Genomic DNA, 26,152 nt, shown 5'->3' with positions numbered 1-26,152 from the left:
GGGCCTGTTCGCTCTTCTGACTCAACGGTCTTCGACGAGCCGTACGAAGTCCCGTTCGTTGCGCTCCGCGCGCCGCACGAACCAGCGGGCCAGCAGGACCAGCGGTGCGTAGAGGCCGAAGCCGAGGACGGCCCATTCGAGGTGGCGGGCGTCCGGCATCGCGGCGAAGAGCAGGGGCAGGGGGCCGACGAGCAGGCCGAGGACGGCGAAGACGGCGAGGGCGGTGCGCAGTTGGGTGCGCATCAGGGAGCGGACGTAGGTGTGGCCGAGGGTGGTCTGCTCGTCGATCTCGGTGCGGGGGCGGTAGTAGCCGGAGACCCGGCGCACCCGCCGGGGCGGGCCGGTGACGACGACGCGGCGTTCGGTGGGGTTCTGGGGCATCGTCACGGCCTCCTCATGAGCAGGTCGCGCAGCTCGCGCGCGTGCCGGCGGCTGACCTGGAGTTCCTCGGCGCCGACCATGACGCTGACGGTGCCCGCGTCCAGGCGGAGCTCGCCGACGTGGCGCAGGGCGACGAGATGGCGGCGGTGGATGCGGACGAAGCCGCGCGAGCGCCAGCGCTCCTCCAGGGTGGACAGGGGGATGCGGACGAGGTGGCTGCCCTTGTCGGTGTGCAGGCGGGCGTAGTCGCCCTGGGCCTCGACGTGGGTGATGTCGTCGACGGCGACGAAGCGGGTCACGCCGCCGAGCTCGACGGGTATGTGGTCGGGGTCGGGTTCGCTCACGGGTATGCGCGGGGCGGCGGTGTCCCTGAGCTCGGCGGCTCGGCGGACGGCCTCCGCCAGGCGTTCCTTGCGGACGGGCTTTAGGACGTAGTCGACGGCCTTGAGGTCGAAGGCCTGGACGGCGAAGTCCTCGTGGGCGGTGACGAACACGACGAGCGGCGGGTTGGCGAAGCCGGTGAGCAGCCGGGCCAGGTCGAGGCCGTCGAGGCCGGGCATGTTGATGTCGAGGAAGACGACGTCGATCGCCTCGGGCCCGCCGGGCCCCGACTCCAGGGCGCGGTTGATCCGGCGCAGCGCCTCGGTCGCGTCGCCGGCGCCCTCCGCGGTGCCGATGCGTGGATCGGCGTTCAGGAGGTAGAGGAGCTCCTCCAGCGAGGGGCGTTCGTCGTCGACAGCCAGGGCGCGCAGCATGAACCCGGAGTGTAGGAGCAATTCGTACGCCTGCACACGTGCCTACGTGTGCAGTTCCCGCTGGATACAGTGCCGCCATGCACAGCACGCCCCCGCCGTTCGACGAGCTCGACCGGAAGATCATCACCGCGCTGATGGCGAACGCCAGGACGAGCTTCGCCGAGATCGGCGCGGCCGTGGGGCTGTCCTCGACGGCGGTCAAGCGGCGCGTGGACCGGCTGCGGGACACGGGCGTGATCACCGGGTTCACGGCCACGGTCAAGCCGTCGGCGCTGGGCTGGCGTACGGAGGCGTACGTCGAGGTGTACTGCGAGGGCGCCGCCCCGCCGCGACGGCTCGCCGAGGTGGTCCGCAACCATCCGGAGATCACCGCGGCGATGACGGTGACCGGGGGCGCGGACGCGCTGCTGCATGTGCGGGCGCGGGACGTGGAGCACTTCGAGGAGGTGCTGGAGCGGATTCGCGTCGAGCCGTTCATCCGCAAGACGATCAGCGTGATGGTGCTGTCCCATCTGCTCCCGGAGAGCCCGGAGGCGGGCGCGAGCCAGCCGGCGCCGGAGTAAACCTGGCGGCGCGCATCAACGCTGCGTCTGCCGGGAAAATTTCGCAGCGTTCCTGCGCGGACACGCAATATTTCTTCCTTGTCGCTCGTATTCGGCGCTTTCTACCTTGGTGTCAACCCTCAGTCGACACTCTCAGGAAGCGGAGGAAACCCTCTGTGACCGAAACGCGTGTGCCGCGCCGGCGGCGGTTTCTCGTCTGCGAACCCAGACACTTCGCCGTGCAGTACGCGATCAACCCCTGGATGCGTCCCGACGCCCCCGTCGACGTCGACCTGGCCCAGGCGCAGTGGCAGGCGCTGATCAGCGCATACCGGACCCACGGCCACACCGTCGACGCGGTGGAGCCCGCCCCCGGCCTGCCGGACATGGTTTTCGCGGCGAACTCGGCGGTCGTCGTCGACGGCCGTGTCTTCGGCTCCCTCTTCCACGCGCCCGAGCGGCGCCCCGAGTCCACGCACTACGACACCTGGTTCAAGGCGGCGGGCTACGACGTGTACCGCCCCGAGTCCGTGTGCGAGGGTGAGGGCGACCTGGTCTGGACGGGCCGGTACGTCCTGGCCGGCACCGGGTTCCGTACGACCCGCGAGGCGCATCGTGAGGTGCAGGAGTTCTTCGGCCACCCGGTGATCAGCCTGACGCTGGTGGATCCGCGCTTCTACCACCTGGACACGGCACTGTTCGTGCTCGACGACGACAACATCGCGTACTACCCCGAGGCGTTCTCGCCGGGCAGCCGTGAGGTGCTCGCGCGGCTGTACCCGGACGCGGTGCTCGCGACCCGCGAGGACGCGCTGGCGTTCGGCCTGAACTCCGTGTCCGACGGCCGCAACGTCTTCATCGCGCCCCAGGCCGAGGCCCTGTCCTCCGCCCTCGCCGACCGCGGCTATGTCCCCGTCCCCGTCGACCTGTCGGAGTTCCGCAAGGCCGGCGGCGGCATCAAGTGCTGCACCCAGGAGATCCGCTGATGACCGCTCCCGTCACCACCCGCTCGTCCGCCGACCTGATCCGCGCCGAGGAGCCGGTCCTGGCGCACAACTACCATCCGCTGCCCGTGGTCGTCGCCCGCGCCGAGGGCACCTGGGTGGAGGACGTGGAGGGCCGCCGCTACCTGGACATGCTGGCCGGCTACTCGGCGCTGAACTTCGGCCACCGCCACCCGGCGCTGATCGAGGCGGCGCACCGCCAGCTGGACCGGCTGACCCTGACCTCCCGGGCGTTCCACAACGACCGCCTCGCCGAGTTCGCCGAACGGCTGGCGGAGCTGACGGGCCTCGACATGGTGCTGCCGATGAACACGGGCGCCGAGGCGGTGGAGAGCGGCATAAAGGTGGCCCGCAAGTGGGCGTACGAGGTGAAGGGCGTCCCGGCCGATCAGGCGACGATCGTGGTCGCCGCGGAGAACTTCCACGGCCGTACGACGACGATCGTGTCGTTCTCCACGGACGAGACGGCACGGCAGGGCTTCGGCCCCTTCACGCCCGGCTTCCGGATCGTGCCGTACAACGACCTGGCGGCGCTGGAGGCGGCGGTCGACGAGACGACGGCGGCGGTGCTGCTGGAACCGATCCAGGGCGAGGCGGGCGTCGTCATCCCCGACGACGGCTACCTGGCCGGAGTGCGGGAGCTGACCCGCCGCAAGGGCTGTCTGTTCATCGCCGACGAGATCCAGTCGGGCCTCGGCCGTACGGGCCGTACGCTCGCCGTCGAGCACGAGGGCGTCGTCCCGGATGTCGTTCTCCTCGGCAAGGCGCTGGGCGGCGGCATCGTGCCGGTGTCCGCGGTGGTGGCCCGGCGGGACGTGCTCGGGGTGCTGCGGCCGGGCGAGCACGGCTCGACCTTCGGCGGCAATCCGCTGGCCGCCGCGGTCGGCACGGCGGTGGTCGAGCTCCTGGAGACGGGCGAGTTCCAGCGCCGGGCCGCCGAGCTGGGCGTGGTCCTGCGGGGCGGTCTGTCGGCCCTGGTCGGCAAGGGCGTCGTCGGCTTCCGGGCGCGGGGTCTGTGGGCGGGCGTCGACATCGACCCGGCGTTCGGCACGGGGCGCGAGATCGGCGAGCGGCTCCTGCGGGAGGGCGTGCTGGTCAAGGACACCCACGGCTCGACGATCCGGCTGGCTCCGCCGCTGACGATCACTGTGGAGGAGTTGCAGGGGGCGCTGGGGGCGCTGGAGAAGGTTCTGGCCTGACCGCGGCGGCGTCCGGCACGCGGCGGGGGCGGTGAGTTCGTTTCGCCCCCGCCGCCCTTACCCGTTCCCATCCCCAGGGGCTCCGCCCCTTCGACCCCGGCAGGGGCTCCGCCCCTGGACCCCGCTGGGGCTGCCGCCCCAGACCCCGCTTCGGCCCTGAAGGGGCCTCGTCCTCAAACGCCGGACGGGCTGAAGGCACACGCCCGCCCCGCCCCCACCCGGACCCCGCAGAGAGGCGGCGTTGCCCGGAAGGGTGAAGATGGGGACAAGAGGTGGTAGACCGCTCTCAGCGACAGAGAGGTCGGCCGTGGGCACACACGAGGAGCAGGGCGTAGCCAGGCAGGGGTTCGACGTGGCGGACGCCGCGCCTCTGCTGCTCGACGCGCACGGCCTGGTGACGGGGTGGACCAGGGACGCGCAGCGGCTGCTGGCCTACGCGGCCTCCGAGGCGGTGGGCAGGCACATCGCCGAGCTGTTCAGTGCGGAGGACGCCGGGCGGGTCCCGGAAGTCATCGAACGGTGCCGTGCGGAGGGCGGCTGGGCTGGGCTGCTCACGGCCCGGCACCGCAACGGAGCTCCCGTGAGGCTCATGGTGCGCATCACGCCCACGCTCGACAGCCAGGAGCCCTCGCACTGGCTCGTGCTCCTGTCGGAGCTCGGTGACGCCCACGGCTGGGACATGAGCCGCCACACCCTGGAGCAGATGGTCGCCCGCTCTCCCGTCGGCATAGCCATCGTCGACACGAACCTGCGCTTCGTCTGGTCGAACGCGGCCCTCGCCCAGTTCGGCGGCGGCCCCCCGCCCCACCGGCTCGGTATGCGCCTCGCGGACATCCAGCCCGGCCTGGACTCCGAGTCCATCGAGGCCCAGATGCGCCAGGTCCTGGCGACCGGCGAACCGATCGTCGGCTACGAGCACGTCGGCCACGCACGCTCCGCCCCGCTGCGCGAGACCGCGCACATGATGTCGTTCACCCGGCTCGACGACGGCCACGGCCACCCCACCGGCGTGTACTACACGGTGGAGGACATCTCCGACCGCCACCGCGCCCGACAGCGACTGGCCCTCCTCGACCGCGCCGGCGAGCGCATCGGCCGCACCCTCGACATCACGCTCACCGCCCAGGAACTGGCGGACGTGGCCGTGCCGGGACTCGCCGACCTCGTCACCGTGGACCTGCTGGAGTCGGTGCTGCGGGGCGGCGAGCCCGCGGCGGGCCCGCTGAGCGACACCGATCCGGTGCCGCTGCGCCGGGCGGGATACGGGTCGGTCAACGGAAGCGTGCCGGTGACCGTCGTCGACATCGGCGCGGTGGTCACCTATCCGGCGCAGTCGCCTCCGATCCGCTGCCTCAGGACGGGCAAGTCCTGGCGCGAGGAGAAACTCGACCCGCTCGGCGAGGCATGGGCCCAGCACGCGCGCGGCGGCCGGGCCGCCATCTTCCTCGAACTGGGCCTGCACAGCGTGATGATCGTGCCGATCCGCGCTCGGGGCGTCACCCTGGGCGTCACGACCTTCTTCCGCACCCACCGCCAGGAGGCCTTCGAGGAGGACGACCTGAACCTGGCCGAGGACCTCGTCTCACGCGCCGCCGTCTGTGTCGACAACGCCCGGCGCTACACCCGCGAGCGCGACGCGGCGCTGGTCCTGCAGCGCAGCCTGCTGCCGCACCGGCTGCCGGAGCAGGACGCGGTGGAGGTCTCCGCCTGCTACCGGCCGGCCGACGAGCTGACCGGCCTCGGCGGCGACTGGTACGACGTCATCCCGCTGTCGGGCGCCCGCGTCGCCCTCGTGGTGGGCGAGGTGCCCGGACACGGCATCGACGCCGCGGCGGCGATGGGGCGGCTGCGGACGGCCGTACGGACTCTCGCCGCGCTGGATCTGCCGCCCGAGGAGGTGCTGGCCCATCTCGACGACCTGGTCGCCCGGTCGGCCCGCGAGGAGGGCGTCGAGCCGGGCGAGGAGGAGTCCGACAGCGCGCAGGGCGTGGGGTCCGGGTGCGTGTACGTCGTCTACGACCCGGTCGACGGTTCGTGCACCATGGCGGCCGCGGGCCATCCGGCGCCCGCCGTCGTCATGCCCGACGGCTCGGTCACCTTCGTCGACCTCCCGCAGGGCCCGCCGCTCGGCGTGGGCGGTCCCCCCTTCGAGTCGGTGGAGCTGGCCCTGGCGGCGGGCAGCACGCTGGCCCTGCACACCGACGGGCTGCTGGCCGGCGGGGACGACTGGGCCGTGGACGCCGACCGCGGCCGGCTGCGGCGGGCCCTGGAGCAGCGTGCGGGCTCGCTCGACCTGCGCTGCCGGACGGTGGTCGACGCCCTGGTCCCCGACCGCCCGCACGACGACGTGGCCCTGCTCATGGCCCGTACCCGCCTCCTCGGCGAGGAGCAGGTCGCCGACTGGGACCTGCCCGTCGACCCGGCCGCCGTCGCCGACGCCCGCAAGACGGCCGCCCGGCAGCTGGCGGAGTGGGGGCTGGAGGAGCTGGTGTTCACGACGGAACTCGTCGTCAGCGAGCTGGTCACCAACGCCATCCGGTACGCGGCCGGCCCCATCCGACTGCGCCTGATCAGGGAACGCGCACTGTTCTGCGAGGTCTACGACGGCGGCGCCACCGCCCCGCACCTGCGCCATCCGCGCACCACCGACGAGGGCGGGCGCGGGCTGCTGCTGGTCTCCCAGTTCACCCAGCAGTGGGGCACACGCTTCGTCCCCGAGGGGAAGATCATCTGGGCCGAGCAGTCCCTGACGGATCCGTCGCCCTGACCTGCCGGATCTGCGCGGATGCGGTACATCGATACATACGCCATACGGCGTGGGACACCGGCCAGGTCCCGGTGGTGAGGCGGGAGCCATGAACGAGACGGCGATCGACTACGAGGCGGTGTTCCAGGCCCTGCCCGGAATGGTGGCACTGCTCACCCCGGAGCTGGTCTACGCCGACGCCAACGAGGACTTCCAGGAACTGTCCGGGCGTACCCGCGAACAGCTGGTGGGCCGGTACATCTTCGACGTCTTCCCCGAGAACCCCAACGACCCGGCGGCGGCCGGCATGCGCGACGTGCAGGCGTCGATGCTGCGCGTGGTGGCGAGCGGGGAGCGCGACGCGATGGCGCTGCAGCGCTACGACGTCGAGGACCCGCTGCGCCCCGGCCACTGGGAGGAGCGCTACTGGAGCCCGATCAACGCGCCCGTGCGCGGCCCGGACGGGAAGGTGCAGTTCGTCCTGCACCGGGTGGAGGAGGTCACCGAACTCATCCATCTGCGCGGCGGCGCCGGCGGTGACAGCCGGGCCCGGGTGCTGGAGGCCGAGCTGTACACCCGCGCCCGCGAGCTGCAGGAGGTCAACGACCGGCTGCGGCAGGCCCACGCCCGTGAGCGCGAGGTGGCCCTGGCCCTGCAGGAGGCGATGCTGCCCGCCCGGCGTCAGGTGGGCAACCACCGGGCGGCGGTGCGCTACCGGCCCGCGGTCGGCGCGCTGAACGTGTGCGGCGACTGGTACGACCTGGTCGACCTGGTGGGCGGCAACCGCATCGCCGTGTCGGTGGGCGACGTGGTCGGCCACGGCCTCGCGGCGGCCGGCGTCATGGGCCAGCTGCGCAGCGCGCTCACCGCCACCTCGCGGGTCGCGGACGGCCCGGCGCAGGCGCTCGACGTGCTGGGGCAGTACGCCCATGTGGTCGACGGCGCCGAATCGGCCACCGCGGCCACCACGTTCATCGACTTCGACGCCCGGACCGTCGCCTACAGCAGCGCGGGCCATCCGCCGCCGGTGCTGGTGCACGCCGACGGCCGCGTGGAGTTCCTCGACCGGGCCACCGACACGCCGCTGGACGCCCGACCCGACCCGGTCCCGAGACCGCAGGCCGTCACCACGTTCACCGAGGGAGCCACGCTCGTGCTGTACACGGACGGCCTGATCGAACGCCGCCGTGAGGACATCGACACCGGTCTGACCCGGCTCGCGGACGCCCTGGTCCGCCATCGCGGGGCCGACCCCGAGACCCTCGCCGACGCCGTCCTGCTGGAGCTGCTGCCGCCGGGGGGCGCGACCGACGACACGGCACTGATCATCGTGCGGCTGTGATGGACGAGCAGAGGCGACGGCTCCCCGCAAGGGCGGGCCACCTGCCACCCGGCAATCGTGATCACGCCAAACCACGCCCTCGGGTTGCCGCACACCGACCCCTGACACCAGGCTGGTCCGGCGGTCCTCCCCACCCGCAAACGAAGCCGCCCACCGAGTCCCTGACATCCAGTCAGGCACATCGTGACGGGTCGGCATCCGTCCGTCCCGTCCCGGTTCCGGCCCGTCACCCCTGCGCCTACACTGGCAGCCCCACGGCACGCTGGTTGACCTGCCAGAACACGGCGGCCCGAGCTGATCGCCCGAGTGAGGAGCGCCCCTTTGTTCTACTACCTCCTGAAATACGTGTTGTTGGGACCTCTCCTGAGACTGTTCTTCCGGCCTCGCATCGAAGGCCTCGAGCACATACCTGACACGGGCGCGGCGATCGTCGCCGGCAACCACCTGTCGTTCTCGGACCACTTCCTGATGCCGGCGATGCTCAAGCGGCGCATCACCTTCCTGGCGAAGAAGGAGTACTTCACGGGCCCCGGCATCAAGGGGCGCCTGACCGCGGCCTTCTTCCGCAGCGCCGGGCAGATCCCGGTCGACCGCACCGGCAAGGAGGCGGGCCAGGCCGCGATCCGCGAGGGACTCGGCGTCCTGAGCAAGGACGAACTCCTCGGCATCTACCCGGAGGGCACCCGCTCGCACGACGGCCGCCTCTACAAGGGCAAGGTCGGGGTCGCGGTGATGGCCCTCAAGGCCGGAGTCCCGGTCATTCCCTGCGCGATGATCGGCACGTTCGAGGCGCAGCCGCCCGGCAAGATCATCCCGAACATCCACCCGGTGACGATCCGCTTCGGCGAGCCCCTCGACTTCTCCCGCTACGCAGGCATGGAGAACGAGAAGGCGATCCTGCGCGCGGTGACCGACGAGATCATGTACGCGATCCTGTCGCTGTCCGAGCAGGAGTACGTCGACCAGTACGCGGCCGTCGCCAAGGCCGAGGAGGCCGCGGCCAAGGAGAAGGAGCGCAAGTTCCCGCGCATGCCCATCAGTTGACGCAGCGCAGGGCGGCCGACGGGGACGGCGGCGGCCCTCAGCCGCCGAGGGAGTCGAGCGCCTCGTCCAGCACCCTGCGCAGCCGCAGCCCGTCCGCCGCCACGGCACTCACCAGGGCGGCGGGCCCGGCAAGAGGCATGACAGCCGCGTTCTCCCCCAGCATCCGGGCCGCCACCGGAGCGTTCGCGAACTCCGGCCGCACGACGACGAGTTGTCCTACGGCGCGACACCCGCCGAGCCCGGCGGGCCCGTCCCAGCCCCCGGGAGCACCGGGCCCGCAACACAGCTCCTGATCGAGGACCACCCGCCCTCCGACTCTCACCCGGATCCGGCTGCTGAGCCGCCCGGACTCCTCCCCCACCCGCCCGAGCACCTGTTCCTCGCGCAGCACGAGCCGCCCTGTCGCGCCGACGTCGACGCGGGTCGTGACGTACAGATCGCTCCCCCGCGCGGAGATCAACTGCTCGGGCAGCCAGTGCAGTTCACCCCCGTCGGTGACGGAGAGCCGTACGTCGTAACGGGCTTCGCCCTTGCTCTGCCCCGGCAGCGCGATGGTGGCGGCGGCCGACCCGACCCGCAGCCGGGCGCCGGCCTCTACTTCGGCCTCGACGCTGAAGCGATCGCCACCGAGCGGCCCGCTCATCGCACCGACGAGCACGACCCGCGCCTCGGCACCGCTCCCCCGCGTCCGCCGGAGCGCGAGCGGCCCGTCACCGTCGAGCACCGGCAGCGACGTACCACCCCGCCCGTCGTCCCGGGCGACGATCCGCGCGACGGCACGCACCCCACCGGCCACGGTCATGCCGTCCACGCCGCAAGCTGCGCCCGCATCCAGTCGGCGACGTCCCTCACGCCGCTCTGGCTCCTCAGCGACTGGAAGACGACCGGCAGTTCGGCTCGCTGCGCCTTGGCGTCCGCCGCCATCCGCTCCAGGTCGGAGCCGACGTACGGCGCGAGGTCGGTCTTGTTGACGACCAGCAGATCGGCGGTGGTCACCCCGGGACCGCCCTTGCGCGGGATGTCGTCGCCCCCGGCCACGTCGATCACGAAGATCTGCGCGTCGACGAGCCCCTTGGAGAACGTGGCGGTGAGGTTGTCCCCGCCGGACTCGACGAGGATGAGATCGACAGGCCCGACCTCGTCCTCCAGATCCTCGACGGCTTCGAGGTTCGCGGAGATGTCGTCCCGGATCGCGGTGTGCGGACACGCCCCCGTCTCCACGGCCGTGATCCGCTCGGGCGGCAGCACGGCCTCCCGCAGCAGGAACTCGGCGTCCTCCCGCGTGTAGATGTCGTTCGTGACGACGGCAAGCGACAGTTCGTCCCGCAGCGCCCGGCAGAGCGCGGCAACGGTGGCCGTCTTACCGGACCCCACGGGCCCTCCGAGCCCGATACGCAGGGCCCGGCGCGATCCGTCGGGACGGCGCGCGTCGGCACTGACGGCCGAGGGACCGTCGTGGGAGTGGTCGAGGTGCATGGGGCGGCTCCTTTCATCTCAACGCCGGTCGGCATTTTCAGCCCGTCCGGCGTTTGAGGACGAGGCCCTTTCGGGGCCGACGGGGGTCCAGGGGGCGGAGCCCCCTGGCGGGGTCGAAGGGGCGGAGCCCCTTCAAGGATGGGACGGGTAGGGGCGGCGGGGGCGACCTCCTACGACGCGAACAACCGGACAGGCCAGGCGGCATGCGACTCCGCCCCGATCTCCAGCAACGCCCCCGAAGCCGCCGGCAACGCATCGACCCCGTCGTCGACCACCCGTCGAGCCGCCTCCACCGCCCGATCCGCCACCCGGTCCACCTCCGGCGCCAACCGCGCCAGCACACCCGTGGCGTCGAAGGGATCAAGGCTCAGCAACCGCACCGTCGCACTCGCCGCCCCACTCACACTCTCGTACGCCGCACAGTAGGCCGCATCGACCGCCCCCAGCCCGGCCGCCCGGGCCACCAGCCCGAGCACCACCGGCTGATGCGCCCCCTTGGGAAACTCCCGCGCCACGGCGTCGAGCTCCCCGGACGGCCAGGTCGCCCGAGCCGCCCGCATCAGCTGACGCCCGAGCTTGCGCGCAGCCGTACGCAACGCGGGGGACGGCGTACGGGCATCCGCTGCCCGATCCAGGGCACCCACGTCGACCCCGAGCGCGGCCGCCGCCGCGAGCGCGGCCGCGACGAGCCCCGCCGTGTGCAACCGCCCCCGGCAGAAGTCCTCCAGACTCGCGGCCCCGGTGATCCGACCGGCCTTGACGGCCGCCTCCGCCCCGCCGGAGTGCGCATGCCCCCCGGCGGGAAAGCGGCCGTCGGCCAGCACGAGCAGCGCTGCCCGGGACATCACGACCCACCCACGTACATCACGACCACTCACCCAGGAACATCACGACTCCCCCCTCAGAACAGGAAGTACCGCTGAGCCATGGGCAGTTCGGCGGCAGGCGTGGCCTCTACCAGCTCCCCGTCGATGTGCACGGCGAAGCTGTCGGGATCGACCCGCACCTCGGGCCTCGCGTCGTTCTCCCGCATGTCCGCCTTGGTGACCCCGCGCGTCGACTCGATCGCCACGAACCGCTTCCCGAGCTGGAGCCGCTCCGGCAGCCCGTCCTCGAGAGCGAGCGGCGCCACGAAGTTGACGGAGTTCGAGGCGGGCGCGCGCCCGATCGCACCGAACATCGGCCGGGGCAGGATCGGCTGTGGCGTCGGGATGGACGCGTTGGCGTCGCCCATCTGCGCGTACGCGATCTGCCCGCCCTTGATGACGACATGCGGCTTGACCCCGAAGAACGCCGGTTCCCACAGCACCAGGTCGGCGAGCTTGCCGGTCTCCACAGAGCCGATCTCTCCGCCGAGCCCCTGCGCGAGCGCGGGGTTGATCGTGTACTTGGCCACGTACCGCCGCACGCGCAGGTTGTCGGCCCGCCCGTCCCCCGGCAGCGCACCCCGCCGCCCCTTCATCACATGGGCGGTCTGCCAGGTCCGCATGATGACCTCGCCCACCCGGCCCATGGCCTGCGAGTCCGACGAGATGATCGAGATCGCGCCCAGGTCGTGCAGGATGTCCTCCGCGCCGATGGTCGACGGCCGGATCCGCGACTCGGCGAAGGCGAGGTCCTCGGGCACCGCCGCGTTGAGGTGGTGGCACACCATCAGCATGTCGAGGTGTTCCTCGGCGGTGTTGACGGTGAACGGCCGCGTCGGATTCGTCGAACTCGGCAGCACATGCGGCTCGGAGACGACGGTCATGATGTCCGGCGCGTGCCCGCCGCCCGCACCCTCGGTGTGGTACGCGTGGATGCCGCGCCCGGCGATCGCGGCGAGCGTGTCACCGACGAACCCGGCCTCGTTCAGCGTGTCCGTGTGGATGGCGATCTGGATGCCGGTCTGGTCGGCGACGGTCAGCGAGGCGTCGATGACGGCAGGGGTGGAGCCCCAGTCCTCGTGCAGCTTCAACCCCAGGGCGCCGCCCCGGATCTGGGACAACATCGCCTCGTGGGAGACGGTGTTGCCCTTGCCCAGCAGGCCGAAGTTGACGGGGTAGTGCTCCATCGCCTCCAGCATCCGGGCCAGATGCCAGGGGCCCGGCGTGACCGTGGTCGCCTTCGAGCCCTCGGCGGGCCCGGTGCCGCCGCCGATCAGCGTCGTGATCCCCGACGACAGCGCTTCGTCGGCGATCTGCGGGCAGATGAAGTGGACGTGCGCGTCGATGGCTCCGGCGGTGAGGATCCGTCCGTTGCCCGCGATGACCTCGGTCTCCGGCCCGATGACCAGATCCGGGTGCACCCCGTCCATGGTGTCCGGGTTGCCCGCCTTGCCGATGCCGGTGATCCGGCCGTCGCGGATGCCGACGTCGGCCTTGACGATGCCCCAGTGGTCGATGATCACGACGCCGGTGACGACCGTGTCCGGAGTGCCTTCTGCGCGCGTAGCACGTGACTGGCCCATGGACTCGCGGATGACCTTGCCGCCGCCGAACACGGCCTCGTCACCGGCGAGCCCGGGCCCGCCGGAACGATCCTCCTCGATCTCGACCAGCAGATCGGTGTCGGCGAGCCGGATGCGGTCACCGGTGGTCGGCCCGAACAGGTCGGCGTACGCGGCGCGGGAGATCTCAGGCATCGAGGGCACCTCCGGTCTCCCCGCGCAGCCCGGGCACGATGCGGGCGCCGGTGAGGGGGACGAGTTCGACGTCGACGGGGATCCCGGGCTCGAAGCGCACGGCGGTGCCGGCGGCGATGTTGAGCCGCTTGCCGCGGGCTGCGGCACGGTCGAAGTCCAGACCGGGGTTGGCCTCGGCGAAGTGGTAGTGGGAGCCGACCTGGACGGGCCTGTCGGCGGCGTTGAGGACGGTCAGCCGGGTGACCTCGCGGCCCTCGTTGTAGGCGATCGGGCCGTCGCCGAACAGGATCTCTCCGGGGATCACCGAGGCCCCCTCAGACGATCGGGTCGTGGACGGTGACGAGCTTGGTGCCGTCCGGGAAGGTCGCCTCGACCTGGACGTCGTGGATCATCTCCGGGACGCCCTCCATGACGTCGTCCCGGGTGAGCAGCTTGCGTCCGGAGGACATGAGCTCGGCGACCGTACGGCCGTCCCGGGCGCCCTCGAGGATGTGCGACGTGATGAGGGCGACCGCCTCGGGGTGGTTCAGCTTGAGCCCGCGGGCCCTGCGCTTCTCGGCCACGTCGGCCGCCACGTGGATGAGCAGCCTCTCTTGCTCGTGCGGGGTCAGTTGCACGTCCCACCTCACAGTCCTCGCTCCGGACCGTGCGGGGTCCGGTTGCCGCGGCCACGGGGCAAAGTCCCTGGTGGCGTTGATCGGCAGGCTAGATGGACGGAGTTTCAAGCAAGTTAACCGAGCTGTGATCCATCAACTCGTGGCGGGCTGGTCCCGCATGCTCATCAAGGCCCGCAGACCGTCCCGGAGGATCTCGACCGGAGCGGGCCCGAAGAGGGACTGCTGCGCGAGGAAGCCCAGCACGGCGGAGATCATCGTGCGGGCCACATGGTCCGGCTCCACGTCCGTCCGCATCATCCCGGCGCCCTGGTAGCCCTCGACGATCTTCGACCAGGCCGCGCGGACCGAGCCGTAACCCTCCCGCAGAATCGCCGCCAGCTCTTCGTTGCGCAGCGTCTCCCCCCACACCTGGACGATGAGCCGCGGAAACGCGGGCCGCCCGTCGACGACCAGGGACTCGCGTGCGGCAAGCGTCCTGCCGAGGACCGCGGCGACGAGTGCGTCCGGCGGCGGGGGCGGGCTCTGCCGCGCCGCCTCCTCGAAGGCCGCGCGGACCGATCCGAGCACCTCGGCGACGATCGCGCCGATCAGCTCCTCCTTGCCCTTGAAGTAGCGGTACACCGCCCCCGCCGAGAGGTCGACCTCCTTCAGCACGTCCTGCATGGACGTGGCATGGAAGCCGTTGCGGGCGAAGCAGATCGCGGCACCGTCGAGGATCTGCCGGCGGCGGGCGTCGAGGTGTTCCTGGGATACGCGGGCCATGGTCACAAAGTAAAACGAACATTCCTTCTTGACAAGGAGACGCATCCGCAGGACGGTGGTGGCACAACTAAAACGAACGATCCTTCTTTTTAGTCCGAGCTCGCATCTCACCGGGAGTTCCCATGTCCACCCGCCGCCTGATCGCGGTCGTCGTCCTCCTCCCCGCCCTGGCCGCCCTCGCCCTGTGGGCCTTCGCCTGGCCGGCCGCCCGCACGGCCCCTCGCGACCTGCCGCTCGGCGTCGCCGGACCGACGGCCGCCACCGCCCAGGTGGAAAAGAAACTGGCCGCGCGCGAGGGCGCGTTCGAGATCCACCGCTACGCCGACGAGGCCGCCGCCCGGGACGCCGTCGAGGACCGGACCGTATACGGCGCGGTCGTCGTCACACCGCAGGGCCCGAAGCTGCTGACCGCGTCGGCGGCGAGCCCGGTGGTGGCCCAGTTGCTGCAGCAGGCGGTGGCCCAGCAGGCCGCCGCACAAGGCAGCAAGATCAGGACGGTCGACGTGGCCCCAGCACCCGAGACGGACCCGCGCGGCGCGGCCCTCAACGCGAGCGTCCTACCGCTCGCCCTGGCCGGTATCGCGGCCGGCGCGGCGGTGACCCTGCTCGGGCTGCGTGGCCTGCGCGCCGTGAGCGCCCTGGTCGGCGCCGCGGCCCTGATCGGCGTGACCGCGGCCGCGCTCGCCCACAGCTGGCTGGAGGTCCTCACCGGCAACTGGTGGGCGGAAGCCGGGGTGTTCGCCCTGTCGACGCTGGCCGTGAGCACGGCCGTCGCGGGGCTCGCCGCCCTCATCGGCACCGCCGGCGTAGGGATCGGGGCGGCAGTCGTGATGCTGCTGGGCAACCCCTTCTCCGGGGCCGCCTCGGCACCGCAGATGCTGCCCGAGCCGGCCGGCGTGATCGGCCAGTGGCTGCCGCCGGGTGCGGGCACGAACCTGCTGCGCTCGGTGTCCTTCTTCGACGGCGCGGCGGCGACCGGCCCCGCCCTGACGCTCATCTGGTGGGCGGCGCTGGGCCTGGGCGCCGTACTGCTCGGCAGTGCGCTCAGGTCCCGCACGAAGGCCACCGAGCCCGCGATCGAGAGGGAACTCGCCCCCGTCGGCTGAGCAGGCCCGCCGGTCGCACAGAACCGACCGTGCACCCCCGCTGTAGCGGACGGGGGTGCACGGTCTCGTCGTTTCCGGGCAGAAGCTTCCGCGACGGCGCGTCTACGAGGGGGCGGTCCCCCGGTGTTCCGCCGCGATGCCGAAGCGGTGTCGTTCGCGGGGGGCGGAACCGACCTCGCGGACGCTGGAGACCGCGCTGATCACCTGCTCCTCGACGGGACCGTCGAGGGCGTCGAGTCGCTCCAGGTCAGCAGCGGAGACAAGGGCGACGAGGGGCTTTCCGTGCCGCGTCACGACGACGCGTTCACCGCCGTACACCACGCGGTTGATGAGGTCGGCGAGCTCAGCCCTGGCTTGCGTCACCGGAATCTCGTAGGCCATGCTCCCCACATTACGTCACGTACGTCCTGTACATTTTTTACAGGCACCCCGCCAAGGGAGGCGTGAGCCATGACCCGACCGTCCGCCCGCTATGTCCTGCCCGAGTTCACCGAGCGCACGAGTTTCGGCAACAAGACGCAGGATCCGTACTCGAAGCTGCTGGAGGAGCGGATCGTCTTCCTCGGCACCCAGGTCGACGAGACCTCGGCCAACGATGTGATGGCGCAGTTCATGTACCTGGAGCACAAGGAACCCGACCGGGACATCTCGCTGTACATCAACTCGCCCGGCGGCTCGTTCAGCGCCATGACGGCGATCTACGACACGATGCAGTACGTCACCTGCGACGTGGAGACGATCTGCCTGGGCCAGGCCGGTTCGGCCGCCGCGGTGCTGCTGGCCGGGGGCGCTCCGGGGAAGCGGTTCGCGCTGCCGGGGGCGCGCATGGTGATCCACCAGCCGGGGCTGCCCGAGCCGATCGAGGGACAGGCGAGCGATCTCGCCATCCAGGCCGACGAACTGACGCGCATTCGGGCCCGCCTCGAGGAGCTGCTCGTCCGGCACACCGGGCGCAGCCGCGAGCAGGTCGGCGCCGACATCGAGCGGGACAAGATCCTGGACGCGCAGGCCGCCGTGGAGTACGGCCTGGTGGACCGGATCATCCCCAGCCGCAAGACCACCCTCGCCCCGCCCACTGGGCGGTGATCGGCCGGTGCTCCCACCCGAGTTGCCACCCCTGCCCGCACTGACCCGTGCGGAGGGCGAGCTGATCGACCGTTACCTCGACGTGGTCGACCTACTGGGCCGGATCAACCCGGCGCAGCACGGCGACACCTACCGCGGACTGCGCGCCGCCCAGGCGCTGGTCGCCAGGGCGGCCGAGCTCCGGGACGCGCTGGCGCTGATGCACCAGCGCGGTGAGACGGAGCTGCACGCGCCCACGCTGGCGCGTGCGTTGCGCGTGCTGGACGGAGAGCGCCGCACGGCTCGCGTCACGGTGCCGCCGCGCTCCGACAGTTGACGGCGTGTTCAGAGCGACACCGGACGCCTCGGCCCATTGACGAGGCGTCCGGAGCGGGGCTGAAACGGACCAAATGACGTACCCCCTTTCGGCGTAGTCACTTCTCCTTTTGTATGCCTGTCAGGGTTGCGCAACAGTCATGACGTCAAGGCGGAATCGAGCGTTCCGTCCCTGGTCCGGGGCTCCTCGGGCATCTGGACACCCCTACGAAAACGTGGCTACCCACCCGAACGGGTGAGTGGTGAGTAACAACACAAATCCCCGATTCCGTTGGGTATTTCGCTCACTCGTGCGTCAAGATCCCTGTCTGATGACAAGCCCCCGCCACAGCGGCGGGGCGGTCCGGGCGGACGCCGAGTCCTGCCGCCGCCCGGATGACCGGTCTTCAGGAGTGGATCGGCAGGAGTGGAGGACCCGAGCAAGACGGGTCGCCGGAGCGGACGTTCGTTCGATCCGAGCAACCCTTGGGGTGAAGCCGCGGCAACGCGGCCGGGCAACTTCGCCAGCCCGAATCCGACAGGTCATCCTTCACAGGCGGCTGACGAAGGGTTGCGCATGACTGCGCTCAATCGTGTCCCGTCGCTGATGGCCCGGGCCGGTACGGCCTCCGCTCTCACCCTCGCCGCAGTGGGCGGCACCGTCGTCGCCCCCGGCCTCACCGCCGAGGCCGAAGCCGCGACGCCGGCGTCCAAGGCACTTCAAGTGGCGGCCTCCAAGAAGGGCTCCCCGTACAAGTGGGGCGCCACCGGGCCGTACAGGTTCGACTGCTCAGGGCTCACGCTGTACTCGTACAAGAAGGCGGGCAAGAAGCTGCCCCGTACGGCGGCTCAGCAGTACAACAAGACGCGTCACATCTCCGCCAGTAACCGCAAGGCCGGGGACCTGGTGTTCTTCCACTCGGGGTCGAACGTCTACCACGTCGGCATCTACGCCGGGAAGGGAAAGATCTGGCACTCCCCGAAGAGCGGGGACGTCGTGAAGCTGCAGAAGATCTGGACCAGGAGCGTCTGGTACGGCCGGGTCAAGTGACCTTCCCGGAGGCGGTGACGGCAGTCTGATGTGCCGTCACCGCCCCCGGGGCCTCACAGGGCCGACAGCGGCCCCGCGAGGAGCGCCAGGCCGAAGGCCGTCAGCGCGGCCCCCGTGCCGAGCGTGACCGCCCGGGCGGCGCGTGGCCTGCGCAGCCACCTGCCGAGCCGGTCCACCAGCAGTGCGACGACCTGGAACCACACCAGCGCGATCGCGAGCACGATCAGGGCCAGCAGCAGCGTGCGGGGCAGCGCCGGAGCGCCCGCGGGCACGAACTGCGGCAGCACGCTGAGGAAGGTGAGGGACGCCTTCGGGTTGAGGGCGTTGGTGACGAAGCCCTGCCGCAGCGGCCGCGCGGTGGAATCCTCGCCCGCGCCCGTGTCGGCCACCTCGGTGTGCCGCTGCCGCAGCGTCTGAACGCCCAGGTACAGCACATAGACACCGCCCACCACCTGGAGCGCCCGGAACAGCGCCGGTACGGCGGCCAGCACCGCGGCGACTCCCACCACCGCCAGCGTCACATGAACCAGCAGCCCGGCCCCGATCCCGAGCGCGCAGGCGATGCCCGCCCGGCGGGAGACGAGGGCGTTGCGTACGACGACGGTGAAGTCCGCCCCGGGCATGGCGACCAGGCCGGCGGAGACCCCGGTGAAGGCGATGAGCTGAGCATCCATGCGGCCAGAGTGCCGTCCGGAAGCCTTCAACAGGTATTTCGAATATTCTGGAGACTCCTAAAGCATTGGTTTAGGCTCCTGGGAGACTCGCATGTACGACCCGACCCGGCTCGCCGCGCTGGTGGCGGTCGCGGAGGCGGGTTCGATCACCCGAGCGGCCGAGCGGCTCGGCTACACCACGCCGGCGCTCTCCCAGCAGCTGGCCAAGCTGGAACGCGAGGCGGGCACCGCCCTTCTGGTACGGCACCACCGCGGGGCGCGGCTGACGGGTGCGGGGGAGCTGCTGGTGACCCGGGCGCGGCGGGTGCTGGACGAGCTCGAGCGGGCCCGGCACGAACTGGCCCGGCTGACCGGGCTGTCGGGCGGCACGCTCCGCCTTGGCACCTTCCAGACGGCCGGCATCCATCTGCTGCCGCCGGCCCTCAGCGCCTTCCGCCGGGCCCATCCGGACGTGGAGCTGACCGTCGCCGACTACGAACCCTCGGCCGGCGTCACCGCCGTGGCAGCCGGCGAGGTCGACCTGGCCCTGACGCACGCCTATCAGCCGGGTGACCCGATCCCGCTCCCGTCCTCCGTAGGCATCGAGCCGATCCTCGTCGAGGAGCTGGTCCTGGTGTCCGCCCCGGGCCACGCCCTCACCAGCGGAACCGCACGCCTGCCGCTGGCCGAGCTCGCCGGCCAGCCCCTGATCAGCATGGCGCCGGACGCTCCGGCCCGACGGGGCGTCGAGGCGCTCCTGGCCCGGGCCGGTGCCACACCGTCGGTGCTGGTCCCGACACCCGGATACCTCCTGGTGTGCGCGCTGGCCAGCGCGGGCCTCGGAGTGGCGCTCGTACCGGAGATGGTGGCGCGCACATCGGTCACTCCGGTGGGGGTGCGCGCACTGGAGGGCGGGGAGCTACGCCGTACGGTCTCGGTCGCCTACCGCACGGCCGAGACGTCCCCCGCAGCGGACGCCTTCCGCGCGCTACTGCGCGGCACTTTCAGCCGAGCTCAGCTGTCCTGACCCCAAGGGGCGCGGGGAACTGCGCGACCAGCCGCAACGGAGCCGCAGACGACAGACAACCCATCGCGGCACTCGCCCATCACGGCCCCTCCGCGCGGAGCGCTGTCGCCTCCGCCGGTACGATCCACGGCAGCTCGATGGAGACGGTCTTGCCGCCCTCCCGCGTCGGCCGCACCCTCAGCTTGCCGCCGCACTCCGCGGTCAGCCAGCGGATGATGACCATGCCACGCCCGTTGTCCTGCTGGACCGCGGCCGGCAGCCGCTTGGGGAACCGCGGATGGCTGTCGGTGACGCCGATGCGCAGGTGTTCGTCACGGTCGAGCTCGAGGTCGACCGTGAAGGTGGGTGACTGACCGAGGGTGTGCTGTACGGCGTTGGTGGTGAGTTCGGAGACGATCAACCGGATGGTGTCGGCCGTCTCCGTCTCCGGTGGCAGTCCCCACTCGGCGAGGGTGGTGACCACATACGCCCGGGCCGCGGAGACCGAGGCGGGATCGCTCGGCAGAGTGACGGATGCTTCCAAGTGATCTGCCATGGCGATGTCGTCCCTTTCCCAACGGGACCGCAGTCCGACACGGAGCGGATGGTTCGAGTACGGTCCCGGACTGGTGCTTCGTCGCCAGACTGCCATTACCAGGGCCGTCAGGGTGCCGATCCACCAAGATATGCATATATCTGTCGCTCGAAGCGGTGAACTCTGCGACGGCAGACCGTATTTGGGCGGCTCGGTTGGAGTAAGGAGTTGCCCATGCAGCACGGACCCGCGGTACGCCGCCGGAAACTGGGCGCGGAACTGCGTGCGTTGCGCACCGGAGCCGGGCTCACCAGTGGTGAGGCGGCCCGGTTGGTGGGCTGGCACCAGTCCAAGGTGAGCCGGATCGAGACCGGCGCCAGCGGGGTGAAACCGGCCGATGTGCGGTTACTGCTCGACGCCTACGGTGTACGGGACTCCCAACTGCGCGAGTTGCTCCTGGTGTTGGCAGAGTCGGACGACGGTGGTGGTCGGCACCACTGGTGGCACGCGTACCGGGGCGTGCTGCCGCCGACCTACCGGGACTTCATCAGCCTGGAGTCCCAGGCGAGCGCGATGCGCACGCTGGAGACCTCCGTGGTGCCCGGGCTGCTGCAGACACCGGAGTACGCCCGGGCGGTGACACGGGCCGCGGTGAGCGGACTCGACGACGCCGCCGACGAACGGCTCGACGCGCTGGTCGCGGTCCGTCTGGCCAGGCAGGACGTGCTGCACGCCGATCCGCCGTTGCGGCTGAGCGCGGTGCTCGACGAGGCGGTGCTGCGCCGGGAGATCGGCGGGCCCGAAGTGATGACGCGGCAGCTGGGGCGGCTGTTGGAGGCGGCGCGGTTGCCGCATGTCCGCTTGCAGGTACTGCCGTTCGCGGCCGGGGAGCATATCGGCATCACCGGGCCTTTCGTTATCTTCTCATTTTCGAGCACTTCTGATCTGGATGTGGTTGTTCTCGACCACTTGACGAGTAGCCTCTATCTCGAACGGAAAGAAGACCTCCAGGCCTACACGGAGGCCTTCAACGCCCTTCGGATCCACGCCCTTTCGCCCGAGGAATCGATGGATTACATCGCCGCGCTGGGTGGCGGCGCGTAAGAAGGAGGCACCATGACCGCACTGCCTCGGAACGTGAACTCAAGTACCGATCTGCTCGGTGTCCGATGGCTGCGCAGCAGCTACAGCACCGGCGCCAACAACTGCGTCGAGACGGCACGGGCGCACTCCGGTCCCTGGATCGGGCTGCTCGCCGTGCGCGACTCCAAGGATCCGGCCGGGCCCGCGCTGCTCTTCTCCCCCGAGAGCTGGGCGGGCTTCACCGCCGCGTTCCAGTCCTGATCAGTTCCTGACCGATTTTCGTCAAGGGCGGTTCCCGGCCGTGTCACGCCGACTCATGGTCGTGTTTCGCCGATCACCTGTACAGCGCGCTCGATCTGCGCCTCGGAGAGGTCCGCGCGGGCAGTCAGCCTCAGCCGGGAGATGCCGTCGGGAACGGAGGGAGGACGGAAGCAGCCCACGGCCAGGCCTGCCGTACGGCAGTCGGCCGCCCATTGGACAGCCTCCTGCCGGGAGGGCGCGCGCACCGAGACGACCGCGGCGTCCGGACGGACCGCCGTCAGGCCCGCGGCCGTCAGGCGGGTGTACAACTCGCCCGCCACCGCGCGCGCCCGTCCCGCCCGCTCCGGCTCGCGACGCAACAGCCGGAGGGCGGCCAGGGCCGCCCCCACCGCGGCGGGCGCGAGGCCCGTGTCGAAGATGAACGTCCGTGCCGTGTTCACCAGATGGTCGATCACCCGGGCCGGGCCGAGCACGGCCCCGCCCTGGCTGCCGAGCGACTTGGACAGGGTGACGGTGACGACGACGTCGTCGGCGCCCGCGAGGCCCGCCCCGTAAGGGGCACCACGCCCGCCGGTGCCGAGCACGCCGAGCCCGTGGGCGTCGTCGAGGACCAGTCCGGCGCCGTACTCCCGGCAGGCGTCGGCGAGCCCGGCGAGCGGGGCCTGGTCGCCGTCGACGGAGAACACCGTGTCGGAGACGACGACGGCGGGCCCGTCATGCGTCTGCAGCGCCTTGCGCACCGCGTCCGGGTCGGCGTGCTCCACCACCTCGGTGGTGGCGCGGGCCAGCCGGCAGCCGTCGATGAGCGAGGCGTGGTTGCCGGCGTCGGCGACGATCAGGGAGCCGCGCGGGGTCAGCGCGGTGACAGCGGCCAGGTTCGCCGCATACCCGGAGGAGAAGACCAGCGCGGCCTCGAAGCCGCAGAAGTCGGCCAGCTCGCGCTCCAGCTCGGCATGCAGCTCGGTGGTGCCGGTGACCAGGCGGGAGCCGGTCGCGCCGCCGCCCCAGGTGCGGGCGGCCGCGGCGGCGCCCTCGACGACCTCGGGGTGCTGGGCCAGGCCCAGGTAGTCGTTTCCGGCGAGGTCGAGGAGCGGTGAATCGGCGGGGCGGGGGCGCAGGGTCCGCACGAGTCCGATGCGGCGGCGCCGCTCGGCCTGCTCGTCGATCCAGCCGAACGCCATGGGTCCTCCGATGCTTTTGTAGGCAGTGAACAGACACTAGTCGCAAGACCCGCAGCCCAGGATGTGGCAATACCCACACGTCGAAACGCCTCTGTTGTACGAACTCTCCTTGGCCCGAGGTGGGTCCGTAGGACAGGATCTGCTCCCATGGACCTGCTGAACACGCTGGTGGACAAGGGGCTTCGGCGCGAGCTGCCGACCCGCGAGGAGGCGCTGGCCGTCCTCGCCACTTCCGACGACGACCTGCTCGATGTGGTGGCCGCGGCCGGAAAGGTGCGCCGTCACTGGTTCGGCCGACGGGTGAAACTCAACTACCTCGTCAACCTCAAGTCGGGCCTGTGCCCGGAGGACTGTTCCTACTGTTCCCAGCGGCTCGGCTCCACCGCCGGCATCCTGAAGTACACCTGGCTCAAGCCGGACGAGGCCTCCCAGGCCGCGGCCGCCGGATTGGCGGGTGGCGCCAAGCGGGTGTGTCTGGTGGCGTCCGGGCGCGGCCCGACGGACCGTGACGTGGACCGGGTCTCCGAGACCATCAAGACGATCAAGGACCAGAACGAGGGCGTCGAGGTCTGCGCCTGCCTCGGCCTTCTCTCCGACGGCCAGGCGGAGCGGCTGCGCGAGGCGGGCGCGGACGCGTACAACCACAACCTCAACACCTCGGAGTCCACGTACGGGGACATCACGACCACGCACACGTACGCCGACCGGGTCGACACCGTGCAGAAGGCGCACTCGGCCGGCCTGTCCGCCTGCTCCGGCCTCATCGCGGGCATGGGCGAGAGCGACGAGGACCTGGTCGACGTCGTCTACTCGCTGCGCGAGCTGGACCCGGACTCGGTGCCGGTCAACTTCCTGATCCCGTTCGAGGGCACCCCGCTCGCCAAGGAGTGGAACCTCACCCCGCAGCGCTGCCTGCGGATCCTGGCGATGGTCCGGTTCGTGTGCCCGGACGTCGAGGTGCGCATCGCGGGCGGCCGCGAGGTGCATCTGCGCACGATGCAGCCCCTCGCCCTGCACCTGGCCAACTCGATCTTCCTCGGCGACTACCTCACCAGCGAGGGCCAGGCCGGCAAGGCCGACCTGGAGATGATCGCGGACGCCGGGTTCGAGGTGGAGGGCGCCGACCAGGTGACGCTGCCGGAGCACCGGGCTGCGGCGGCCGGGGGCGGGTGCGGCTCGCACGAGAGCGCGGGCTGCGGGTCCCATGAGAGCGCCGGGTGCGGGTCGCACGAGAGCGCGGGCTGCGGGTCGCACGAGGGTGGCGGTGTGTGCGGTACGGCCGCTGCCGCGCCGGTCGGCGAGCCGCGCACCGACCTGGTCGCCGTACGCCGCCGGGGCGCCGGAACGGACCTCGCACCCAATGCCTGACCTGCACCAAATGCCCGACCTGAGCGTGCCCGAGCTGCTGGAGCTCGACCGGCGGCACGTCTGGCATCCGTACGGCCCCATGCCCGGCCGTATCGAGCCGCTCGTCGTGGAGTCGGCGAACGGGGTGCGGCTGAAACTGGCCGACGGCTCCGGCGAGCTGGTCGACGGCATGTCGTCCTGGTGGTCGGCCATCCACGGCTACAACAACCCGGTGCTCAACGAGGCCGCGCGCGAGCAGCTGTCGCGGATGAGCCATGTGATGTTCGGCGGGCTCACCCACGAGCCCGCCGTACGCCTGGCGAAGCTCCTTGTCGACATGTCGCCCGACGGCCTGGAGCATGTCTTCCTCGCCGACTCCGGGTCGGTGTCGGTCGAGGTCGCGGTCAAGATGTGCCTGCAGTACTGGCGTTCGCTGGGCCGCCCCGGCAAGCAGCGGCTGCTGACCTGGCGCGGCGGCTACCACGGCGACACCTGGCAGCCGATGTCGGTGTGCGACCCCGAGGGCGGGATGCACGAGCTGTGGACCGGGGTGCTCCAGCGCCAGGTGTTCGCGGACCCGCCGCCGGCGGAGTACGAGGAGTCGTACGCCGACCATCTGCGCTCGCTGATCGCACGGCACGCCGATGAACTGGCCGCCGTGATCGTCGAGCCGGTCGTGCAGGGCGCGGGCGGGATGCGGTTCCACTCCCCCGCGTATCTGCGGGTGCTGCGGGAGGCGTGCGACGCGCACGACGTGCTGCTGGTGTTCGACGAGATCGCGACCGGGTTCGGGCGCACGGGCGCGCTGTTCGCGGCGGATCACGCAGCGGTGACACCGGACGTCATGTGCGTGGGCAAGGCGCTGACCGGCGGCTACATGACGATGGCCGCGACGCTGTGCACGTCCCGCGTGGCCGACGGCATCTCGCGGGGCGAGGTGCCGGTGCTGGCTCACGGCCCGACCTTCATGGGCAATCCGCTGGCCGCCGCGGTCGCCTGCGCCTCGATCGAGCTGCTGCTCGGCCAGGACTGGTTGGCCGAGGTCAAGCGGATCGAGGCGGGGCTGCGGGAAGGCCTGGGCCACGCGAAGGACATTCCGGGCGTGAAGGATGTCCGAGTCCTCGGCGCCATCGGGGTCGTCCAGCTGGACCACGCAGTGGACATGAAGGCGGCGACCGCTGCCGCCGTGCGCGAGGGCGTGTGGGTGCGGCCGTTCCGCGACCTGATCTACACGATGCCGCCCTACGTCACGGGCGACGCGGACGTGGCACGGATCGCCCGCGCGGTGTGCGCGGCGGCACGGGAGGGCTGACATGCCGGTACTGGTGATCACGGGCACGGGCACGGAGGTCGGCAAGACGGTCACGACCGCCGCAGTCGCCGCGGCGGCTGTGGCGACGGGCCGGTCGGTGGCGGTGCTCAAGGCCGCGCAGACCGGTGTACGGCCGGACGAGCGCGGGGACGCCGACGAGGTCGCGCGACTCGCCGGCACCATAACGACCGGCGAACTCGCCCGCTACCCCGACCCGTTGGCCCCGGCGACCGCCGCACGGCGGGCCGGCCGTGCGCCGGTCCACCCGCATGAGATCGCCGACGCCGCCGCCAAGTTGGCTGCCGAGCACGACCTGGTGCTGGTCGAGGGGGCGGGCGGGCTGCTCGTCCGCTTCGACGAGGCGGGCGGCACGCTGGCGGACGCGGCCGAGCTGATGGCGGCGCCGGTTCTGGTGGTGGCGTCGGCGGGTCTGGGCACGCTGAACACGACGGAACTGACGGCACGCGAACTGCGGGGTCGGCGGCTGGACTTGCTGGGTGTGGTCATCGGCAGCTGGCCCGAGGCACCGGATCTGGCGTCGCGTTGCAATGTCGCGGATCTGCCGGAGGTGGCGGGGGCGCCGCTGCTGGGTGCGGTGCCGGCGGGTGCGGGGTTGCTGTCGTCGGCCGACTTCCGCTCGGCGGCCCCGGGTTGGCTGGCGCCGCGGCTGTTCGGGACGTGGGACGCGGAGGGGTTCCGGGGGCGGGTGGCGCCGTGAGGCGTGGCTGCGGGTGACGCTCCCCGGG

29 protein-coding genes and 1 riboswitch are annotated in these 26,152 nt (G+C 71.4%); of the genes, 16 read left to right on the top strand and 13 right to left on the bottom strand.

Annotated elements, in window-relative coordinates; translation table 11 throughout:
• Nucleotides 1-21 precede the first annotated feature (21 nt).
• Nucleotides 22-381 carry a hypothetical protein gene (locus ACZ7L6_RS05580; protein ID WP_471920687.1) on the bottom strand — a complete coding sequence of 120 codons (360 nt, stop codon included), beginning with the start codon at nucleotides 379-381 and terminating at the stop codon, nucleotides 22-24.
• 2 nt (nucleotides 382-383) lie between these two features.
• Complete coding sequence (locus ACZ7L6_RS05575) at nucleotides 384-1,136, bottom strand: LytR/AlgR family response regulator transcription factor (RefSeq protein WP_471920686.1); 753 nt, start codon at nucleotides 1,134-1,136, stop codon at nucleotides 384-386.
• A 77-nt stretch (nucleotides 1,137-1,213) separates the two neighbouring features.
• Here ACZ7L6_RS05575 and ACZ7L6_RS05570 point away from each other — a divergent pair, with 77 nt between their 5' ends.
• The 6 genes from ACZ7L6_RS05570 (at nucleotide 1,214) to ACZ7L6_RS05545 (ending at nucleotide 9,013) form a co-directional block, all read left to right on the top strand.
• A complete protein-coding gene (locus ACZ7L6_RS05570) occupies nucleotides 1,214-1,699 on the top strand; it encodes an Lrp/AsnC family transcriptional regulator (RefSeq protein WP_471920685.1) in 486 nt (161 codons plus the stop codon).
• A gap of 155 nt (nucleotides 1,700-1,854) precedes the next feature.
• A complete protein-coding gene (gene ddaH / locus ACZ7L6_RS05565) occupies nucleotides 1,855-2,664 on the top strand; it encodes a dimethylargininase (protein WP_471920684.1) in 810 nt (269 codons plus the stop codon).
• Nucleotides 2,664-3,881, top strand: a complete 1,218-nt coding sequence (gene rocD / locus ACZ7L6_RS05560; protein ID WP_471920683.1) for an ornithine--oxo-acid transaminase — start codon at nucleotides 2,664-2,666, stop codon at nucleotides 3,879-3,881. The genes ddaH and rocD overlap by 1 nt, the downstream gene beginning before the upstream one ends.
• Before the next feature lie 307 nt (nucleotides 3,882-4,188).
• Nucleotides 4,189-6,648: a SpoIIE family protein phosphatase gene (locus tag ACZ7L6_RS05555; protein WP_471920682.1), complete on the top strand. Its 2,460-nt coding sequence runs from the start codon at nucleotides 4,189-4,191 to the stop codon at nucleotides 6,646-6,648.
• Nucleotides 6,649-6,736: 88 nt separating this feature from the next.
• Nucleotides 6,737-7,969 (top strand): PP2C family protein-serine/threonine phosphatase, encoded by a 1,233-nt coding sequence (locus tag ACZ7L6_RS05550; RefSeq protein ID WP_471920681.1) that lies wholly within the window; start codon nucleotides 6,737-6,739, stop codon nucleotides 7,967-7,969.
• Between the two features lie 321 nt (nucleotides 7,970-8,290).
• Entirely contained in the window at nucleotides 8,291-9,013 is a 723-nt protein-coding gene (locus ACZ7L6_RS05545) for a lysophospholipid acyltransferase family protein (protein ID WP_471920680.1), read from the top strand.
• 37 nt (nucleotides 9,014-9,050) lie between these two features.
• Here ACZ7L6_RS05545 and ACZ7L6_RS05540 read toward each other — a convergent pair whose 3' ends face one another.
• The 7 genes from ACZ7L6_RS05540 to ACZ7L6_RS05510 all read right to left on the bottom strand — a co-directional run bounded on the left by ACZ7L6_RS05540 (nucleotide 9,051) and on the right by ACZ7L6_RS05510 (nucleotide 14,491).
• Nucleotides 9,051-9,815: an urease accessory protein UreD gene (locus tag ACZ7L6_RS05540; protein WP_471921765.1), complete on the bottom strand. Its 765-nt coding sequence runs from the start codon at nucleotides 9,813-9,815 to the stop codon at nucleotides 9,051-9,053.
• Nucleotides 9,812-10,489 carry an urease accessory protein UreG gene (gene ureG, locus ACZ7L6_RS05535; RefSeq protein WP_471920679.1) on the bottom strand — a complete coding sequence of 226 codons (678 nt, stop codon included), beginning with the start codon at nucleotides 10,487-10,489 and terminating at the stop codon, nucleotides 9,812-9,814. The genes ACZ7L6_RS05540 and ureG overlap by 4 nt, the downstream gene beginning before the upstream one ends.
• A gap of 170 nt (nucleotides 10,490-10,659) precedes the next feature.
• Nucleotides 10,660-11,334 (bottom strand): urease accessory protein UreF, encoded by a 675-nt coding sequence (locus ACZ7L6_RS05530; protein WP_471920678.1) that lies wholly within the window; start codon nucleotides 11,332-11,334, stop codon nucleotides 10,660-10,662.
• 56 nt (nucleotides 11,335-11,390) lie between these two features.
• Nucleotides 11,391-13,112, bottom strand: coding sequence for an urease subunit alpha (locus ACZ7L6_RS05525; protein ID WP_471920677.1), 1,722 nt, complete (start codon nucleotides 13,110-13,112; stop codon nucleotides 11,391-11,393).
• Nucleotides 13,105-13,416 carry an urease subunit beta gene (locus ACZ7L6_RS05520; protein WP_471920676.1) on the bottom strand — a complete coding sequence of 104 codons (312 nt, stop codon included), beginning with the start codon at nucleotides 13,414-13,416 and terminating at the stop codon, nucleotides 13,105-13,107. The genes ACZ7L6_RS05525 and ACZ7L6_RS05520 overlap by 8 nt, the downstream gene beginning before the upstream one ends.
• Before the next feature lie 10 nt (nucleotides 13,417-13,426).
• Nucleotides 13,427-13,729, bottom strand: a complete 303-nt coding sequence (locus tag ACZ7L6_RS05515) for an urease subunit gamma (protein ID WP_037890687.1) — start codon at nucleotides 13,727-13,729, stop codon at nucleotides 13,427-13,429.
• Nucleotides 13,730-13,861: 132 nt separating this feature from the next.
• The gene (locus tag ACZ7L6_RS05510) at nucleotides 13,862-14,491 is read right to left on the bottom strand and encodes a TetR/AcrR family transcriptional regulator (protein WP_471920675.1); all 630 of its coding nucleotides are present in this window, start codon (nucleotides 14,489-14,491) and stop codon (nucleotides 13,862-13,864) included.
• Nucleotides 14,492-14,613: 122 nt separating this feature from the next.
• Here ACZ7L6_RS05510 and ACZ7L6_RS05505 point away from each other — a divergent pair, with 122 nt between their 5' ends.
• Nucleotides 14,614-15,597 (top strand): ABC transporter permease, encoded by a 984-nt coding sequence (locus ACZ7L6_RS05505; protein ID WP_471920674.1) that lies wholly within the window; start codon nucleotides 14,614-14,616, stop codon nucleotides 15,595-15,597.
• Between the two features lie 102 nt (nucleotides 15,598-15,699).
• Here ACZ7L6_RS05505 and ACZ7L6_RS05500 read toward each other — a convergent pair whose 3' ends face one another.
• Nucleotides 15,700-15,978: a type II toxin-antitoxin system Phd/YefM family antitoxin gene (locus ACZ7L6_RS05500; protein ID WP_471920673.1), complete on the bottom strand. Its 279-nt coding sequence runs from the start codon at nucleotides 15,976-15,978 to the stop codon at nucleotides 15,700-15,702.
• A 69-nt stretch (nucleotides 15,979-16,047) separates the two neighbouring features.
• On the opposite strand from ACZ7L6_RS05500, the gene ACZ7L6_RS05495 reads away from it, so the two are divergent.
• The 3 genes from ACZ7L6_RS05495 to ACZ7L6_RS05485 all read left to right on the top strand — a co-directional run bounded on the left by ACZ7L6_RS05495 (nucleotide 16,048) and on the right by ACZ7L6_RS05485 (nucleotide 18,028).
• Nucleotides 16,048-16,683 carry an ATP-dependent Clp protease proteolytic subunit gene (locus ACZ7L6_RS05495; RefSeq protein WP_471920672.1) on the top strand — a complete coding sequence of 212 codons (636 nt, stop codon included), beginning with the start codon at nucleotides 16,048-16,050 and terminating at the stop codon, nucleotides 16,681-16,683.
• Between the two features lie 7 nt (nucleotides 16,684-16,690).
• Complete coding sequence (locus tag ACZ7L6_RS05490; RefSeq protein WP_471920671.1) at nucleotides 16,691-16,999, top strand: hypothetical protein; 309 nt, start codon at nucleotides 16,691-16,693, stop codon at nucleotides 16,997-16,999.
• Between the two features lie 419 nt (nucleotides 17,000-17,418).
• Nucleotides 17,419-17,551: riboswitch (cyclic di-AMP (ydaO/yuaA leader) on the top strand.
• A 3-nt stretch (nucleotides 17,552-17,554) separates the two neighbouring features.
• Nucleotides 17,555-18,028, top strand: coding sequence for a C40 family peptidase (locus ACZ7L6_RS05485; protein ID WP_471920670.1), 474 nt, complete (start codon nucleotides 17,555-17,557; stop codon nucleotides 18,026-18,028).
• Nucleotides 18,029-18,081: 53 nt separating this feature from the next.
• Here ACZ7L6_RS05485 and ACZ7L6_RS05480 read toward each other — a convergent pair whose 3' ends face one another.
• Nucleotides 18,082-18,702, bottom strand: coding sequence for a LysE family translocator (locus tag ACZ7L6_RS05480; RefSeq protein ID WP_471920669.1), 621 nt, complete (start codon nucleotides 18,700-18,702; stop codon nucleotides 18,082-18,084).
• 91 nt (nucleotides 18,703-18,793) lie between these two features.
• On the opposite strand from ACZ7L6_RS05480, the gene ACZ7L6_RS05475 reads away from it, so the two are divergent.
• On the top strand, nucleotides 18,794-19,708 hold the full coding sequence (locus tag ACZ7L6_RS05475) for a LysR family transcriptional regulator (RefSeq protein WP_471920668.1): 915 nt from the start codon (nucleotides 18,794-18,796) through the stop codon (nucleotides 19,706-19,708).
• A 79-nt stretch (nucleotides 19,709-19,787) separates the two neighbouring features.
• Here ACZ7L6_RS05475 and ACZ7L6_RS05470 read toward each other — a convergent pair whose 3' ends face one another.
• The gene (locus ACZ7L6_RS05470; RefSeq protein ID WP_471920667.1) at nucleotides 19,788-20,243 is read right to left on the bottom strand and encodes an ATP-binding protein; all 456 of its coding nucleotides are present in this window, start codon (nucleotides 20,241-20,243) and stop codon (nucleotides 19,788-19,790) included.
• A gap of 213 nt (nucleotides 20,244-20,456) precedes the next feature.
• Between ACZ7L6_RS05470 and ACZ7L6_RS05465 the strand changes: the two genes are divergently transcribed.
• The gene (locus ACZ7L6_RS05465; protein WP_471920666.1) at nucleotides 20,457-21,326 is read left to right on the top strand and encodes a helix-turn-helix domain-containing protein; all 870 of its coding nucleotides are present in this window, start codon (nucleotides 20,457-20,459) and stop codon (nucleotides 21,324-21,326) included.
• A 12-nt stretch (nucleotides 21,327-21,338) separates the two neighbouring features.
• A complete protein-coding gene (locus ACZ7L6_RS05460; protein ID WP_471920665.1) occupies nucleotides 21,339-21,566 on the top strand; it encodes a DUF397 domain-containing protein in 228 nt (75 codons plus the stop codon).
• A 53-nt stretch (nucleotides 21,567-21,619) separates the two neighbouring features.
• Here the strand turns inward: ACZ7L6_RS05460 and ACZ7L6_RS05455 are convergent, their stop codons facing one another.
• Complete coding sequence (locus ACZ7L6_RS05455; protein ID WP_471920664.1) at nucleotides 21,620-22,747, bottom strand: 8-amino-7-oxononanoate synthase; 1,128 nt, start codon at nucleotides 22,745-22,747, stop codon at nucleotides 21,620-21,622.
• Between the two features lie 147 nt (nucleotides 22,748-22,894).
• Here ACZ7L6_RS05455 and bioB point away from each other — a divergent pair, with 147 nt between their 5' ends.
• Genes bioB through bioD form a run of 3 tightly spaced genes read left to right on the top strand, consistent with a single transcriptional unit; the run spans nucleotide 22,895 to nucleotide 26,124 of the window.
• Complete coding sequence (bioB, locus tag ACZ7L6_RS05450) at nucleotides 22,895-24,115, top strand: biotin synthase BioB (RefSeq protein WP_471920663.1); 1,221 nt, start codon at nucleotides 22,895-22,897, stop codon at nucleotides 24,113-24,115.
• Nucleotides 24,116-24,125: 10 nt separating this feature from the next.
• Nucleotides 24,126-25,406: an adenosylmethionine--8-amino-7-oxononanoate transaminase gene (locus ACZ7L6_RS05445; RefSeq protein WP_471920662.1), complete on the top strand. Its 1,281-nt coding sequence runs from the start codon at nucleotides 24,126-24,128 to the stop codon at nucleotides 25,404-25,406.
• Nucleotide 25,407: 1 nt separating this feature from the next.
• Nucleotides 25,408-26,124, top strand: coding sequence for a dethiobiotin synthase (gene bioD / locus ACZ7L6_RS05440; RefSeq protein WP_471920661.1), 717 nt, complete (start codon nucleotides 25,408-25,410; stop codon nucleotides 26,122-26,124).
• Nucleotides 26,125-26,152: the final 28 nt, after the last annotated feature.

The organism is Streptomyces sp. NPDC107522, from assembly GCF_055657525.1.
Note: the sequence above shows the minus strand (reverse complement) of the source record. Positions and strands in the feature narration are given on the sequence as shown.

Excerpts from the sequence above, each read along its gene's own strand:
- ACZ7L6_RS05580 (WP_471920687.1), bottom strand. The coding sequence starts at position 381 with ATGCCCCAGAACCCCACCGAACGCCGCGTCGTCGTCACCGGCCCGCCC.
- ACZ7L6_RS05575 (WP_471920686.1), bottom strand. The coding sequence starts at position 1,136 with ATGCTGCGCGCCCTGGCTGTCGACGACGAACGCCCCTCGCTGGAGGAG.
- ACZ7L6_RS05570 (WP_471920685.1), top strand. The coding sequence starts at position 1,214 with ATGCACAGCACGCCCCCGCCGTTCGACGAGCTCGACCGGAAGATCATC.
- rocD (WP_471920683.1), top strand. The coding sequence starts at position 2,664 with ATGACCGCTCCCGTCACCACCCGCTCGTCCGCCGACCTGATCCGCGCC.
- ACZ7L6_RS05550 (WP_471920681.1), top strand. The coding sequence starts at position 6,737 with ATGAACGAGACGGCGATCGACTACGAGGCGGTGTTCCAGGCCCTGCCC.
- ACZ7L6_RS05540 (WP_471921765.1), bottom strand. The coding sequence starts at position 9,815 with ATGACCGTGGCCGGTGGGGTGCGTGCCGTCGCGCGGATCGTCGCCCGG.
- ureG (WP_471920679.1), bottom strand. The coding sequence starts at position 10,489 with ATGCACCTCGACCACTCCCACGACGGTCCCTCGGCCGTCAGTGCCGAC.
- ACZ7L6_RS05530 (WP_471920678.1), bottom strand. The coding sequence starts at position 11,334 with ATGTCCCGGGCAGCGCTGCTCGTGCTGGCCGACGGCCGCTTTCCCGCC.
- ACZ7L6_RS05525 (WP_471920677.1), bottom strand. The coding sequence starts at position 13,112 with ATGCCTGAGATCTCCCGCGCCGCGTACGCCGACCTGTTCGGGCCGACC.
- ACZ7L6_RS05510 (WP_471920675.1), bottom strand. The coding sequence starts at position 14,491 with ATGGCCCGCGTATCCCAGGAACACCTCGACGCCCGCCGCCGGCAGATC.
- ACZ7L6_RS05505 (WP_471920674.1), top strand. The coding sequence starts at position 14,614 with ATGTCCACCCGCCGCCTGATCGCGGTCGTCGTCCTCCTCCCCGCCCTG.
- ACZ7L6_RS05500 (WP_471920673.1), bottom strand. The coding sequence starts at position 15,978 with ATGGCCTACGAGATTCCGGTGACGCAAGCCAGGGCTGAGCTCGCCGAC.
- ACZ7L6_RS05495 (WP_471920672.1), top strand. The coding sequence starts at position 16,048 with ATGACCCGACCGTCCGCCCGCTATGTCCTGCCCGAGTTCACCGAGCGC.
- ACZ7L6_RS05485 (WP_471920670.1), top strand. The coding sequence starts at position 17,555 with ATGACTGCGCTCAATCGTGTCCCGTCGCTGATGGCCCGGGCCGGTACG.
- ACZ7L6_RS05480 (WP_471920669.1), bottom strand. The coding sequence starts at position 18,702 with ATGGATGCTCAGCTCATCGCCTTCACCGGGGTCTCCGCCGGCCTGGTC.
- ACZ7L6_RS05475 (WP_471920668.1), top strand. The coding sequence starts at position 18,794 with ATGTACGACCCGACCCGGCTCGCCGCGCTGGTGGCGGTCGCGGAGGCG.
- ACZ7L6_RS05470 (WP_471920667.1), bottom strand. The coding sequence starts at position 20,243 with ATGGCAGATCACTTGGAAGCATCCGTCACTCTGCCGAGCGATCCCGCC.
- ACZ7L6_RS05465 (WP_471920666.1), top strand. The coding sequence starts at position 20,457 with ATGCAGCACGGACCCGCGGTACGCCGCCGGAAACTGGGCGCGGAACTG.
- ACZ7L6_RS05460 (WP_471920665.1), top strand. The coding sequence starts at position 21,339 with ATGACCGCACTGCCTCGGAACGTGAACTCAAGTACCGATCTGCTCGGT.
- ACZ7L6_RS05455 (WP_471920664.1), bottom strand. The coding sequence starts at position 22,747 with ATGGCGTTCGGCTGGATCGACGAGCAGGCCGAGCGGCGCCGCCGCATC.
- bioB (WP_471920663.1), top strand. The coding sequence starts at position 22,895 with ATGGACCTGCTGAACACGCTGGTGGACAAGGGGCTTCGGCGCGAGCTG.
- ACZ7L6_RS05445 (WP_471920662.1), top strand. The coding sequence starts at position 24,126 with ATGCCCGACCTGAGCGTGCCCGAGCTGCTGGAGCTCGACCGGCGGCAC.
- bioD (WP_471920661.1), top strand. The coding sequence starts at position 25,408 with ATGCCGGTACTGGTGATCACGGGCACGGGCACGGAGGTCGGCAAGACG.